The organism is Enterococcus sp. AZ063 (assembly GCF_051715045.1).
GTDB lineage: Bacteria > Bacillota > Bacilli > Lactobacillales > Enterococcaceae > Enterococcus_D > Enterococcus_D casseliflavus.
The window spans coordinates 3,527,074-3,541,985 of the sequence record NZ_JBIOTA010000001.1; the positions used below are offsets into that span (position 1 = coordinate 3,527,074).

The 14,912-nt window shown below is 44.8% G+C and carries 10 protein-coding genes and 1 pseudogene; 6 read left to right on the forward strand and 5 right to left on the reverse strand.

All coding sequences use genetic code 11. The features are described 5' to 3' along the window. Positions 1-86: 86 nt before the first annotated feature. Together IGK61_RS16660 and IGK61_RS16665 are read right to left on the reverse strand one after the other, a co-directional pair. Entirely contained in the window at positions 87-2,735 is a 2,649-nt protein-coding gene (locus tag IGK61_RS16660) for an HAD-IC family P-type ATPase (RefSeq protein ID WP_074536469.1), read from the reverse strand. 342 nt (positions 2,736-3,077) lie between these two features. Further along, on the reverse strand, positions 3,078-3,713 hold the full coding sequence (locus tag IGK61_RS16665) for an NAD(P)H-binding protein (protein ID WP_074536468.1): 636 nt from the start codon (positions 3,711-3,713) through the stop codon (positions 3,078-3,080). Between the two features lie 599 nt (positions 3,714-4,312). Between IGK61_RS16665 and IGK61_RS16670 the strand changes: the two are divergent. The 4 genes and pseudogenes from IGK61_RS16670 to IGK61_RS16685 all read left to right on the forward strand — a co-directional run bounded on the left by IGK61_RS16670 (position 4,313) and on the right by IGK61_RS16685 (position 9,503). Beyond that, positions 4,313-5,310, forward strand: a pseudogene (locus tag IGK61_RS16670) (bile acid:sodium symporter family protein). Further along, complete coding sequence (locus IGK61_RS16675) at positions 5,246-6,346, forward strand: iron-containing alcohol dehydrogenase family protein (protein ID WP_074536466.1); 1,101 nt, start codon at positions 5,246-5,248, stop codon at positions 6,344-6,346. The pseudogene IGK61_RS16670 and the gene IGK61_RS16675 overlap by 65 nt, the downstream one beginning before the upstream one ends. Positions 6,347-6,517: 171 nt before the next feature. After that, the gene (locus IGK61_RS16680) at positions 6,518-8,401 is read left to right on the forward strand and encodes a glycosyltransferase family 2 protein (protein WP_074536495.1); all 1,884 of its coding nucleotides are present in this window, start codon (positions 6,518-6,520) and stop codon (positions 8,399-8,401) included. Positions 8,402-8,753: 352 nt separating this feature from the next. Further along, complete coding sequence (locus IGK61_RS16685; RefSeq protein ID WP_074536465.1) at positions 8,754-9,503, forward strand: SagB/ThcOx family dehydrogenase; 750 nt, start codon at positions 8,754-8,756, stop codon at positions 9,501-9,503. Between the two features lie 135 nt (positions 9,504-9,638). Here the strand turns inward: IGK61_RS16685 and IGK61_RS16690 are convergent, their stop codons facing one another. Continuing rightward, positions 9,639-10,076, reverse strand: a complete 438-nt coding sequence (locus IGK61_RS16690) for a MerR family transcriptional regulator (RefSeq protein ID WP_005230594.1) — start codon at positions 10,074-10,076, stop codon at positions 9,639-9,641. Between the two features lie 165 nt (positions 10,077-10,241). On the opposite strand from IGK61_RS16690, the gene IGK61_RS16695 reads away from it, so the two are divergent. Further along, on the forward strand, positions 10,242-10,982 hold the full coding sequence (locus IGK61_RS16695; protein WP_074536464.1) for an SDR family oxidoreductase: 741 nt from the start codon (positions 10,242-10,244) through the stop codon (positions 10,980-10,982). Between the two features lie 369 nt (positions 10,983-11,351). Further along, complete coding sequence (locus tag IGK61_RS16700) at positions 11,352-11,558, forward strand: hypothetical protein (RefSeq protein WP_008380254.1); 207 nt, start codon at positions 11,352-11,354, stop codon at positions 11,556-11,558. 65 nt (positions 11,559-11,623) lie between these two features. On the opposite strand, the gene IGK61_RS16705 is transcribed toward IGK61_RS16700, so the two are convergent. Together IGK61_RS16705 and IGK61_RS16710 are read right to left on the reverse strand one after the other, a co-directional pair. Further along, on the reverse strand, positions 11,624-12,940 hold the full coding sequence (locus tag IGK61_RS16705; protein WP_074536462.1) for an MATE family efflux transporter: 1,317 nt from the start codon (positions 12,938-12,940) through the stop codon (positions 11,624-11,626). A 495-nt stretch (positions 12,941-13,435) separates the two neighbouring features. Further along, the gene (locus IGK61_RS16710; RefSeq protein ID WP_074536461.1) at positions 13,436-14,899 is read right to left on the reverse strand and encodes a glycoside hydrolase family 1 protein; all 1,464 of its coding nucleotides are present in this window, start codon (positions 14,897-14,899) and stop codon (positions 13,436-13,438) included. Positions 14,900-14,912 lie beyond the last annotated feature (13 nt).

Below are 14,912 nucleotides of genomic sequence, written 5' to 3' on the forward strand. Positions count from 1 at the left end.
CGACAGCAGAAATCTCTTGTCGTTCCGCCATTTTCCTAAGCTGCAGCAAGGCGGTTTTGCCTGTGAAAAACACGAGAAAACCTAGGTTAAATATTTTTTCTCGAACGAAGCCATTTATCAAACTCCGTCACGAGTAAGACGACCATCCCAGAAGCTGCTGAGATGACCCAGCCGATCAAGGACATGTCCTCAGTATGAAAGGCGCTTTGCATAAATGGAACATAGGTCAATAACAGTTGCAGAACCAGCATCACACCAATGATCACGAATGCTTTTGGATTGGTGAAGGAAGCTTTAGAAAACGCTGGTGCACTTGTACGGATGTTGAACAAATAGAAAATCTTACTCAAGACCACGATATTGACCATCATGGTACTGGCAACGGCTTCGCTGACGCCTTGCAGCAAGAGCCAGTCATGAGCGATCAAACTGATGACTGCCATCAAGATCGATACATACGCCATCTGCCAAATATCGTGGCGATTCAACAATTTATTGCCTGTCTTTCGCGGTGTGCGGTTCATGATCCCAGACTCTGCTGGTTCAAAGATAAACGCAAACTGGATCGTAATAGCAGAAACCATGTTGATCCACAGCAGTTGCGTCGCCTGCAGCGGCAATTCTTTTTGCATCATGATCGTAAAGGCAATGATCAGCCCTTCGGCAAAAGATGTCGGCAACAGAAACAGAATGCTCTTTTTGATGTTGTCATAGATCCTGCGTCCTTCGCGAATCGCTAAGGACATGGTACCGAAATTGTCATCGGTCAAGATCATATCAGCAGAGTCTTTGGCTACATCCGTGCCGCTGATCCCCATCGCTACACCGATATCCGCCCGCTTCAACGCAGGGGCATCGTTGACTCCGTCCCCTGTCATCGCCGTGACTTTGCCTTTGGCTTGTAGCGCTCTGATAATGTCCAATTTATTTTTCGGCGTGGTTCGTGCAAAGACTTGATTCGTCAAGGCAGCATCTTGAAATTCAGCTTCACTCATCTGATCCAACTCGGCACCAGTCACGACGTGAATCTCATCCGCTAAGCCAAGCTTTTCCCCAATCGCTTTGGCGGTCAGAGGGTGATCGCCAGTGATCATTTTCACTTGAACACCGGCTTGGTTCATTTCCTTCAGGGAGGCAATCACTTCTTCTCGCGGCGGATCGATGATCCCAGCGATCCCTAGTAATTGCAGCCCTTGCTCAAAAATCGTTTCATCAATGTGATCAATCGAAACTTTCTGATAGCCCACCGCTACCACTCGTTTGCCTTCTGCCGACAAGCGGCGGACATGGTCTGTCCAATAGGCTTCATCAAAAGGCGCCGCTTGTTTTTGCACCATTTCAAACAATTTATCTGGGGAGCCTTTAACAAATAGCAAGCGTTCCCCCGCAGGGTTTGCCACTAGTTTCGCCATGTAGCGGTTGTCCGAATCAAAGGGCAGCATATCCAGCTCTTGGTAAGCAGGTGCTTGCGGATAGGCAAATTGCTTATGATACAGCGTCAAGAAGGAGCCATCTGTTGGTTCCCCATTGATCGTCCAGTGATTTCCTTCTGGGACCAGTACCGTATCGTTGGCTTCGTAACCAGCTTCCAAAAACAACTGCAAGGTGTCTTGCGCGTGGACGTCCTCCTGCTTTAAACGAATTTCTCCCACCGGCGCATAGCCGTCACCCGTCACTTCATATTCCTGCTCAGCCAATACGATGTCTTTGACCGTCATTTCATTTTTGGTCAGGGTACCTGTTTTATCCGTCGCGATCACATCCACTGAGCCTAGCGTTTCAACCGCTGGCAGCGTTTTGATGATGGTGTGCTTGTTTTTTGCCATGTCGCTGACACCCATCGCCAAAACCACCGAGGTCGTTGCTGGCAATCCTTCTGGGATCGAGCCGACGATCATGGTGACAACGGCTAAGGATAAGACAGAGATCGCATAGGTCTGCTGGAACAAGCTGACGACAAATAGCAAGACCGCCACGCCCATAATCACATAGGTGATGCCTTTCCCCAGTCCATCGATCTCTTTCATCAACGGCGTTTTTCGTTCTTCCGTTTGATTGACTTCAGCTGAGATTTTCCCGATCTCAGTCTTGACGCCAGTAGCGATCACGATCCCTTTCCCGCTTCCTGACGTCACGGAAGTCGAAGCAAACGCCAAATTCCGTTGTTCCGCTAATGGAGTTGCTTCATCCATTAAGGCATCTGTTATTTTTTCCACCGAATCGGCTTCACCAGTCAAGGCGGATTCTTGGATACGCAAGTTGTCGGCTTCGATGATCCGCAGATCTGCGGGCACATTGTCACCAGCTTCTAGGAATACGACATCCCCTGGAACGACTTCGGCAGCTGGAATATCTTGACGAATCCCATTCCGATAGACCGTGGCTTCTGCTGATAGCATCTCTTTGATCCGTTCTAATGCATCGGAAGCATTCGCTTCTTGGTAATAACCGATCAACGCATTGACCAGCACGACGATGCCAATGATCACGGCATCAGAGAAATGCCCCATCAGCAGCGTTAAGATGGCGGAGAAAATCAAAATGTAGATGATCGTGTTATGGAATTGTCGCAGCAGCAAACGCCACTTGGCGGTTTTTTTAACCGCTAATTGGTTCAATCCGTAGGTTTCTAACCGCTCGGTTACTTGCGCCTCATCTATTCCTTGATCGATAGAGGGGACCTGATACTGTTCGATTGTTTCTGACACTGATAACTGAAACTCTTTTTTATTCATTTTTTTTCTTCTTCCTTTTCTTTTTCATTGATGGATAACACAAATAAGCCCCTTATTTAGAAACTGCTCCTAAATAACGCGCTGTTGTTTGTCTCCTATTCAATTAAAAAGTAAGGCAAGTCAAAATAGTGTTTCTGCTCACCGTCACTCGAGTCGCTTGACATTCGTTTACCACCCCCTCTAAAGTTAGCAATAAGCGTAACAAACTATTTTTCCAAAGTCAAGAGTCACCGCTTTCAAAAATGAAAAGTGGCTGGCTTCTTCACAAAAAAAAGCCGCACGCCAACGATTCATCGCCGTGCAGCTCCTTCAGTACATTCTCTTCAAGCCCAAAGGCTCGCCTTAAAGCTGATCCAGTGCCTCGCTGATGGGGGTTTCCCCAGCTTGGACTTTGATGACTTTTTGATAAGTTGCTGGACGTTCCAGCATTTCACCTAACAAGATGGCGACATCCTCGATGGGGATCGCACCAGAGGTCGTTTCACTGATCTCGATCAAACTAGAACCTGGTGTTTCTTTCAACGCACCCGGCTGCAAAATCGTATAGTCTAGTGCGGTGTTGTCGATCAGCCAGCGATCAGAGAAAAATTTGGCGATCGTGTAATCCATCAATGACGCCATGCCTTCCCTTTGCCACTGTTCAGGTTCTAAGGCATAGGCTGAGCTAAGGTGGATGTAGCGCTTGATTCCTTTTGCTTCAGCGGCTTGCATCACTTTGACCGCACCATACAGATCGGATTGCAGCAAGTCTTTGCCTCGGGAACCCGCCACGAAGTATACCGCTTCCGCATCTGCGAATTTCGCTGCCATCTCTTCCGGTTCTGTGTGTAAATCAAAGAACACGGGCTTGATCGTCTCCGTTTCTGTGATTTTCTCACTGCTGCGCGCACCAGCATAAACGATGTGTCCTTGTTTTTCTAGAAAGGTGATCAATTTTTGACCTACTCGTCCAGTAGCACCAACGACAAAAATTTTCATTTTCTTTGCTCCTCTCGTTTCTTTTTCCAACTCTTGCTAGTATCATCGTAGGACAAAAACCAAGATCCAACAACTATTCTGTTTCTAAACGAAGGGGAAAAAAGCACAGCACAAACCAATTCTTGCTGTTTTTCCCCATAGAAACCCATGTTTTTTAAAAAACACCCAAAAAAATGAAAAAAATTTTCTCAAACGATTGACAAAGCGTTGACTCTTTTGTAGACTAGGTAGAAATAATTTAAATATTTAGAAAATTCAAAATAAAGAAAAGGACGGTGGCGTATATGACCCGCACCAATGTTAGCAAACGAATTATTTTATTATTATAGTCGGGACTGTTTGATTTTATACATTCAAAGAGTCCCTATTCACATTGCATCCAAAAAGAAGAACAGCTTCTTTAGATGGAGTGTTTTTTTATACCCATTTTCAAGAAAGCGGCCTTTTGCAAGCTGACACCTTGATGTCAGATAGATCCAAAACGCTCGTTGACCAACTGCTGCCGATTCCCCGCGGTTATGCACTGCACTTATTCTAAAGACCCCTTCTGTTTGGACACTTGATTGGTCAAGCAGAAAAAGGAAGGATGATTTTTTATTATGAAAACCGTCAACACGATCGCTGCTTTTGTAAACAAGTATTTGATCTACATCATGATTTTATTGATGATCGTCTCTTATTTTTTCCCGCAACCCTTCTTATGGATTCCACCTCGTACAACGATTCTTTTGAGCATCATCATGTTTTGTATGGGGATGACTCTAAACGTTGCTGCGTTTAAAATGGTCGTCTTACAGCCCAAAGCATTCTAGGGGTGCTTTTCCAGTTCACCATCAGCCCTTTGGTGGCTTACGGCTTAGCGCAGCTGTTTGGTCTTTCTTCCGGTTTGATTATCGGTTTTGTCTTACTAGGCTGCGTTTCTGGTGGAACCGCCAGCAATGTCATGACCTTCATCGGCAAAGGCGATGTCGCCCTCACCGTTTCCATGACCACGGTATCGACCTTGTTAGCGACCGTCGTTACACCCTTTTTGGTTTATGTCTTGGCTGGTCAGTACACCGAGATCTCCTTCTGGGAAATGCTCTTGTCTGTCTTGCAGATGGTGCTCTTGCCGATCATTTTAGGGGTGACCGTCCACAAACTCATTGCCAAGCACATCGAGCGATTTCTGCAATCATTTGTGTTGATTTCTTCCGTCAGTATCTTATTGATCGTTGCAGGAACTGTCGCTCGCAACGGCGCCGTCATCGTCCAATCTGGCTTGATCGTGATTTTCTTAGTCTTGCTCCATAACTTGATCGGCTACGGCGCAGGCTATGGTCTGAGCCGTGTGATGGGCGTCAGTGCCACCCAAGCCAAATCCATCATGTTTCAATTAGGAATGAAAAATACTGGCCTAGCAATCTCGCTAGCCAATGCCCACTTTGCCGCCATTGCGGCAGCCGTTACCCCTGCCGCAGTCGGCATGGTGATCCATCAAATTACCGGACCAATTTTAGCCAATCTCGTGGCCAAGAAAGAAGGAGAAAAGTATGAGTCAAAGTATCTTTTTGCCAAACTACACAATCGGGGCGGACGCCTACGAAAAAGTAAATGACATCGTAAAACCATACGGCACCAATGCCGTGATCATCGGCGGAAAAACCGCCCTTGAAAAAGCCGAAGACAAGATTAAAGCCGCTTTAACGTCAGCAGTCCAAGTGACGGATACCTTGTGGTACGGCGGCAACTCGACCTATGAAAACGTCGATCAGCTGTTCGCTACTCCAAGTGTCCAAGCCGCCGATGTTCTATTCGCCGTTGGTGGCGGCCGCGTCTGCGATACCGTCAAAGTGGTTGGGGAAAAAGCTGGCAAACCAGTCTTCACCTTCCCAACGATCGGCTCCAACTGCTCACCAGTCACCGCGGTTTGTGTCATCTATAAAGAAAACGGCGAGATGCAAGGGTTGTTTTTCCCTTCGCAACCGCCGACCCATGCCTTTATCGACAGTGAGATCATCGCCCAAGCCCCCGACAAGTACTTATGGGCAGGAATCGGCGATGCCCTCTCCAAAGAGATCGAATCAACATTTTCAGCGCGGGGCGATCAGCTAGATTACACCGATGGGTTAGGCATCCAAATCGGCAAAATGTGCACAGAACGCTTATTGCAATACGGCACACAAGCCTTGAAAGACAGTGCCGCCAATCAGCCGTCTTATGCCATTGAGCAAGTCGTCTTGGATATCATCGTAACCACCGGCTTAGTTTCCGTCTTAGTCATCAATGATTACAACTCCGCCCTTGCTCATTCCTTTTACTACGGAACGACCGTTTTGGAAAAAATGGAAGACTATTTACACGGCGCATCCGTTAGTTACGGCGTTTTGGCCTTGTTGCAGCTTGATCAGCAAGATGCCCTCTTCCAGCGCATCTACGCCTTTATGAAGGAAAACAAACTGCCGGTTTGCCTAGTGGATATGGGCCTTAACGACACCAGCGATCTTGAGGCAATCTTAGACAAAGCAATGACCACCAATGACATCGTCCACGTGCCTTATGAGATCACGCGAGAAATGTTCAAACAAGCCATCCTAGACGTGGAAGCCTATCATGCCAAACAAAACCAAGCAGCATTGGCAGCTGCCAATTAAATGAAACCCTCCAGCAACGAATTGCTGGAGGGTTTTTGTATGGCCTTTTTTTCGCTTCTTCGTACTTTTCCTCCTTCTTCTTTCTTACATGTTAAAAAACATGCAATCGTTTACTTTGATTTATTTTTAAAAACTTATTACTATTTTAGTATAACAAAGGAGGAGATTGGTTTGGAATTGGTTTATTTATCTGGGTTGTTTTTGGTCATTTTCTTGTTGTATTTTCTGGCAAAGAAAAATAATCGCATCAAACAGTTATTTTCGAAGATCACGATTGCTTTTCTGCTTATTTACTTGGTTTGGCGTTTGTTTTTCACGATCCCTATGGATAGTTCTGCTTCACTAGTATTTGGGATCATTCTCTATATTGCGGAAGTCATTGGTTTGTTTGTCTATGGCTTTTTTGTTTACCTTTTTTCCAACAAGCTCTCAAAAGAATACCGCTACGAGGGGGATGAAGCAGAAGAATTCTTGCCAAGTGTCGCCGCTTTTATTTGTACTTACAATGAAGACATCAAGCTGGTGATCGCCACGGCACTGGCTGTCAAAGCCTTGAAATACCCCAACAAAAAAATCTATATCTGCGATGATGGCCATCGAGAGGAACTAAAAGAAATGGCCGAGCGAATGAACCTCGGCTATTTGACCCGCGAAGGAAATGCCAATGCTAAAGCTGGGAATATCAACTATGCCTTGTCCCAAACCAGCAGTGACTTGATTTTGCTTCTGGATGCTGACTTTATCGTCAAAAAGAACATTATTTTTGAAGCTGTCGACTATTTCCGCAATCCTAAAGTTGCATTGGTGCAATATCCACAAACATTTTATAACAAAGATCCTTTTCAATTACTGCGCAAATCCATGTACAACGAACAGGAATTATTCATGCGCTTTCTAGAACCCGCACTTTCTCGTGAGAATGCTTTGATCCATATCGGTACCAATGCCATCATTCGTCGCAGTGCCCTTGAAGAGATCGGCGGCGTTCCTACCAGCAGTATCACCGAAGATATGGCGACCGGGATGCTTTTACAAGACGCCGGCTATGAAACGATTTTTATCAATAAAGCCTATGCCTTGGGGATCACTCCTTACACTGCCAAAGAGCTGACCTCACAACGGACTCGGTGGGCGCAAGGAACGAAACAAATTTTTGACCACTTCAAACCACGCCGCTTAAAAGGATTGTCGTTCATGCAAAAACTTTGTTATTACAACTCCTATTTGTATTGGTTTACCTCTTTCCAAAAAATCATCTTTTTATTGGCACCAACCTTATTTATGGTTTTTGATATCTTTATCGTCAGAAGCAACAATCACCAATTGTTGCTGTTCTTTTTACCGCCTTTCATTATGATTTCCCTGTCGTTTCGGCTGTATGTCCCTAAGATCAGGAACCTGACAAGCTCCCACATCTATGATTGCTTTGTCGCTCCTATCCACACTGGGGCATTGATCAAAGAATTTATGAAATCACAGAAAAAATTCAACGTGACCAAAAAAGAGATCGTCGGCAGCAACGCCTTTGATTGGCGAACCGTCTTGCCCCACATCATCCTCTTTACTTGGATTTCCTTTGCCTGTCTGGTGGCTGGGTATCGTTTGTACCGAGGAGAAGGCTATGAATTCGGCTATATCGTGACCTTGATTTGGTCGCTCTATAACCTCTATGGCTTGTTTTATGCCATTTTGATCGGGAAAAACCGTTTTATCGAAAGTGATAGTGAAGCCTTGAGTATCGCCATCAATCGTCAGCTTTCTTATGATGCGAAGACGTTCGAAATGTATCAAATGAGTTTCAACGGCTTCCGTATCCGTACTCATCCCGAGCAACTATTCGTACCAGGTGAAAGTTATACCTTTTACGATGATAAACACCGCTTCACCATCAATTCGATCTGTCTGGAGGATCATGGCACCTATGTGACTTTTGCCTTCAACAATCTAACACCGCAATCTGCTGAAGAGCTTGCCAGCTACTATAGCGACCAGCTCAATGCTGCCAAACAGTTGGAATTTGATATGGAGGAAGAAGTCGCAGAAATGAATAGTTAGCCCCGCCCCCTTTGTCGCAAGAGACAAAGGGGCTTTATTGATTCCAGAAAGCTCCTTAAAGGGCAGTTCTCCATCTTCTGATGATTCTCTTCCTTTAGATAACACTCTGGCCTTTGCTGCATCCTTCTCCAATGATCATTGATTGAAAGAGCCATAACAGAATCTTGATGATGTCTCGATGGCAAATACTTTTTAAGCCTTTAGAAAATATTAAAAAGTCTGCTTTTCCTATGACCTGATTGAGCTGATACGCTTGTCACTGCTCACCCGTTTGTGAATAAAAGCGCATGGAAAAGCAATCCTTGTTATACTTATAAATAACACGAATTCCTTAGAAAAAGGAGGAACCCTCATGACCCGTTACAAACGATTTCGCTTTGTTCATTTAGGCGCTCTTTTGGTGTTGGGCTTACTCCTCACTGGCTGCAGTGCGGATACGGCACCAATTGAAGAACAACCGACTACCAACACCGCCACTTCTTCTGAACCAGCGGTTTCCTATGAAACCTTTCCATTGCCGCAACCAATCTTAGACGGGGAAACCAGTGTGTCGGAAGCTCTCTTCGAGCGGCGCTCGCAACGGGATTTTCAAGACACTGAGCTAACACAAGAACAGCTGGCACAGCTTTTATGGGCCGCTGCCGGTGTCACTACAGAAGATGGTCGCCGGACAGCGCCTTCGGCTGGTGCCTTGTATCCCTTAGACCTCTATGTCGTGGTCACACAGGTAACGGGGCTTGAGCCAGGGCTTTATCTGTATCAACCTGAGCAACATGTCTTAGCAAAAGTTCTTGCCGGCGATTTTCGGACCGCACTGGCGGAAGGTTCGTTGGATCAGCAAGCGATTCAACAAGCACCTGCCACATTGCTTTATACAGTGGTTTATGAACGACTGATCGAGCGCTATGGGGACCGAGGAATCGAACGCTATGCCTATATCGAAGTCGGTCATTCCGCCCAAAACGTCCTTTTGCAAGCCCAAGCGTTAGGCTTAGGTGCTGTGCCGATCGGCGCCTTCACGGATCATGAACTCAAAGAATTATTAGAACTGCCAACGGAAAATGAACCCCGCTATTTGATTCCTGTAGGGGTTATTGAGTAGCGCTACTGAGTAACAGGTCTCATTTTTCGTGGGGTTGTCAGTCTTTCATTAGAAACTGGCAAGGTTGATTTTCCCAGCAAAACTAGTACAATCGAAAAACCACCTGCAAAAACAGCAGGTGGTTTTTCGATGGACTTACAGTTTGTATGCTCGGACTTCTTCTGGTATTTCTTCTAGTGGCAACTCTTTTACCACCGCTTCGGTGCCTGCTGCCATCGCGGTATCGTAGTACCAGCATTTGTATTTGATCGTATTCATGGTTTCTTGTAAGGCTGCCATTTGCTTTGTGACTTCTTCCAGACGTTCATGAAACAGCTGCTGCCGTTTCTGCAAAGACGCATCGCCTTCCTCGCCCCAATCCAAGAAATTCTTGATGTCTTTGATGGGCATGCCAGTATTCTTCAAACAATCGATCACTTTGATCGTCGCTACTTCTTTTTCGGAAAACACCCGAATGCCGCCATTACTACGGGCCAGCTTCGGAAACATCCCTTCTCGATCGTAATAACGCAGAGTCGAGATGGGGATATTGGTCGTTTGTGATACTTCGCCAATCGAGTAACTCACTTGCATCGCTCCTAAAAAAAATTTTGTTTATTACTTGACCTAAACCTAACTTCAGGTTCTACAATTAAAATACACCGCAAGCACTGTACTGTCAATCACCTATCGTCTCACAGGTTCACCATTGGCAGTAGCAGGATTCGCTGAAAAAATCATTCATTGGAGGAAATACAAATGACAGAAATCAAAGAAAAAGTTATCGTAATTATGGGAGCATCTTCAGGAATTGGGGAAGCAACCGCCGTTAAACTAGCCGAACAAGGGGCAAAAGTAGTGATCGCTGCCCGCCGTGAAGAGCGCATCAAAGCACTGGCTGAAAAATTAGGAGAAAATGTCTTGTATCAAACAGCCGATGTCACCAATCGCGAACAAGTCCAACAAGTCATTGATTTAGCCATGACCTCCTTTGGTCGGATTGATGTCCCTTTCAATAATGCTGGCATCATGCCTCAAGGAAACTTGGCAGAGTTGAACTATGACAGCTGGCAAAAAATGCTGGATATCAATATCATGGGGGTATTGAACGGAATCGGCGCTGTGCTGCCCATCATGCAAAAACAACAAGACGGTTTGATCATCGCCACTGACTCAGTTGCCGGACATGTCATTTACCCAGGTTCTGCCGTGTACAACGGGACAAAGTTTGCAGTTCGTGCAATCATGGAAGGCTTGCGCCAAGAAGAACGTGAACATGGCATTCGCTCCACCATCGTCTCTCCAGGAATGGTCTCCACGGAATTGTTTGAAACCGTCGGCAATGCTCAACTAGAAGCAGCCTTGAAAGAAACCTCTCGCGTAGAAGGCAACAGCCTAACGCCAGAAGATGTAGCAAATGCAGTGGTTTATGCCATTCAACAGCCCAAACATGTGGCGATCAGCGAAGTCTTGCTGCGCCCAGCAAAACAAACCGTTTAATCTATTTCTACTTATCTACGAAACCTGCGACCGCTTCAGGCTGGTCGCAGGTTTTTTTTGTCGTCAAATCCCACCGTTTTCTTGGAAAAATTACTTGATTTTCTTGTAATACCCAATTGTCCGAGGGATGTAAACCAATGGTTGCTTTATGTAAACGACTAGGTTCTGTTGCTTCGGGGGAAATTTTTTTATACTTAGTACAAAGCTTCCGTATAAAAACGTCCAATCAGAAACAAACCGGACGTTCTCCTCATGAGCGATGAATAGCCGAGCAAGCGCCGCAGCCCTACCTTCACCGTTGACTTGCAAGTACTGCCTTAGCTGTCCTCTTTTTAGTACTTGCTTTTTATAAAAGAATGGAGTGTGTATATGAATGTAAAACAGCTACTCGTCATTGCCGAGCAACGAAGAAACATTACGAATCAAAAATTGACCTATGCCGAAAATTTCTTGGCTGCCGGCTACTCTGCTGCCGAATTGCTGGCAGATGAAACCTTTCTTGAATTAGAGCGAAGGGAAACCCAACTGATTGCAGAACGCAACGCCATTTTTTACGAAGAAGTCAGCCACAATTAATCCCCCTGTCCAATTGTAGGCGACGAAAAAGCGAAGGCTCAGCAGCACCTTCGCTTTTTTAACCCTCAAAGGCGTTCTTTGCCCTGAGGATCACGCTGCTTGATCGTCCAATAAAACAGTCCTGCAAAGAAACCACCGAGAATCAGGAAATTCATGCCGTATAGACAGTAGAGGAAGAAAAAGTTCAGCTGCCCACTGCGCCAAAAGCCCATGATTCCCACTAAAACCAGAGTGTTGACGCATCCTGTCAACACACAAACCGTGCGACTGCACTCCAAGCTTTGTAATAGGTATTTTGTGATCTCATATAACGGACTGACGAGCATTATCCCCAGCATGATTGGTAGAATAGCTGGCAACAAGTCTAAAACAGCGACATCTGTAGTAAACAACTGAAAAAAAGCAGGACGAAAGAGCCAGATCAGACTGGCGATTCCAACATAAGCCACAAAAGAAGAAACGAAGGCACTTTTCCCCACTGCTAAAATCTTCTGACGATTGTTCTGACCATTCGCCTCACTCGCAAAGACGGTCACTGCGTTGCCATACATCAAAGCAGGCAAACGTGCGATCATCAATCCTTGGCTGCCGATCGCATAGGCTGCCAACGTACTGACACCCAATCGTGAGACGAAAGCCTCAAATGCAATAATAAAGACTAAACCCTCAAAGCATTCCTGAATCATTAAGGGGACCGATTTTTTCAATAAGAAGGTGCGTTTTCGTGGTCTTTGTTTCAGCCCCCTGGCTAGACTTTCTCTTAAAAGAACCCCATAAATCCCCAGCAAGAACAAAGTCGCAAGCATATTTGCGATGCCACTGCCTAAGACCCCCATTGCGGGAAAACCGAGATTGCCGTTGATCAATAGATAGCTAAGCAGCACCTGTACCAACGCACTAATAATGGAAACACCGAGGATGTAATTCGTTTTCTTTTCAATTTTTAAAAGACTAGTAAAAACAAACGTGACTAACGTAAGTAAAATATAGGGAGACATGATTGCAAGATACAATGTCGCAGTTCCTAGCAGCTCCCCGCTAAATCCGTAGACAATTTGCAAAATGCCGCGTCCAAAAAGCAGGAAAATCAAGAAAAAGCTCACGCCGATCGCGACTACTAGAAAAAGAATCGACGACAGATAATCATTTAACTGCGTCTCTTCTCTTTGCCCGACTGCCTTTGCGCCATAAATATTAAAAGCCAGCCCAATCGCACCTAAAATACCCGCAAAAGCATAGAGAAACCCGTCGATCAGTGCGATCGCCGCCAGCGCTTCCGTGGATCTTCTTGAAATAATCGCTAAGGAAACTTGCGCAATAATGATTTGAAACAAATTGGAAGCAATTAAAGGCAATGTAAAAGACTGTATTTTTTTGTTCAAAAAGCTCTCCTCTCTCATTCGTCATAACTACGCAACATCCACTCGCTTATTGTGATTTTAGTCACAAGAAAAGCGATCGTTGGTCGCTATAAATACTCAACGACCCATCGGGCGTTTTGACGTTTCTCCCTCCATTTAACCATACAGCCTTCTCGGTGTATATTCCTTCGTAATTAAAAAACAAAACATACCGACAATCTCCGCTTATTTCCTCTATTGGTGTCGACAAGCAATCACTGATGAAGAGTAAAAAGGTTCAGAATAACATGGCGCTCTTCTGAACCTTTTCCATGGGCCACTGCCGAATTGCTGGTAGACGAAACCTTTCTTGAATTAGAGAGGAGGGAAACCCAACTGTTTGCAGAACGTAACGCTATTTTTTACGAAGAAGTCAGCCACACTTAATCCCCCTTTCCAATTGTAGGCGACGAAAAAGCGAAGGATCAGCAGCACCTTCGCTTTTTTCTGTAATAACTTGAGCTTGCAGTTTTCTATTTAATTTCCTTCACCATTTGATTGAATCACTTTTTTATACCAATAAAAGGACTTTTTCTTATAGCGAGCCAACGAGCCAGTCCCATCGTCATGCTTGTCTACATAAATAAACCCGTAGCGTTTTGCCATTTGTCCAGTTCCTGCTGAAACAAGATCGATGGGCCCCCAAGAAGTATAGCCAATAAGATCAACACCATCTGCAATAGCATCAGCCATTGCCTTAATATGTCTTCGTAAATAGTCGATACGATAATCATCCTCGACTGTATATTCACCATTTTTTTCAATCAGGGTATCCATTGCACCTAACCCATTTTCGACCACCATCAAGGGAATTTCATAGCGTTCATAAATTTGATTTAACGCAATGCGCAATCCTAATGGATCGATTTCCCAGCCCCATTCACTCGCTGTAAGATGCGGATTTTTAACCCCATTGAAAAAATTCCCCGTTTGCTTTTCGGCTTGATCATTTACTTTAGTCACAGTAGAAGATTGGTAGTAAGAAAACGTATAGAAATCAACAGTGCCCTCTTTCAGTACTTCTAAATCTCCTGCTTCGATAGTAAGGTCTATCCTTCTATCTTGCCAAAACTTTTTAGCAAAATATGGATAGCGACCTTTCACTTGAACATCACCACAGTAAAAATTACTGATATTAGTCATCTCTTGTGCGAAACGAATATCCTCTGGATGAGAAGACAACGGATAAATCATTCGATAGGCAATCATACAGCCCATTTGCAAATTTTTGTGTAGACTTTTTGCGTACTTGATCACTCGAGCACTTGCAACGAATTGGTGGTGGAGCGCCTGAAACCGTTGCTGACTGTTATCGATATTTTGTGTATTCAAAAAATCATCAATATCTTTTGGATACATTCCTCCTCCTAAATACGTACCCACCCCTACATCTCTGGATAAAATATTGATTTCATTGAATGTTAGCCAATATTTCACATCATCCTGATAACGATCAATGACCGTCTTGGCGAATCTTTCATACGATTCAATCATTCCTCTGCTTTCCCAGCCATTGAACTGTTTTGTCATTTCTATCGGTGATTCATAATGAGACAATGAGACCATCGGTTCTATCTCGTACTTCTTTAATTCTGCGATCAGATCATCGTAAAACTTTAACCCTTCTTCATTTGGTACTTTCTCTAAACCGGTCGGAAAAATACGAGTCCATGCGATAGAAAAGCGATACAGCTTAAATCCCATTTCTGCAAATAAAGCAATATCCTCTTTGTATCGATGAAAATGATCAATCGCCTCATGACTTGGATAAAAAGCACCTTCTTCAATTTCTGTGGTGATTCGCCGAGGCGTGTTCACATCGCCTCCCAGAAGCAGATCACTGATTGACATTCCTTTGCCGCCCACTTGATACGCTCCTTCTAATTGATTGGCAGCTGTCGCCCCACCCCAATAAAATCCATCTGGAAATTTTGTTTTCATTTTTTCCCCTTCT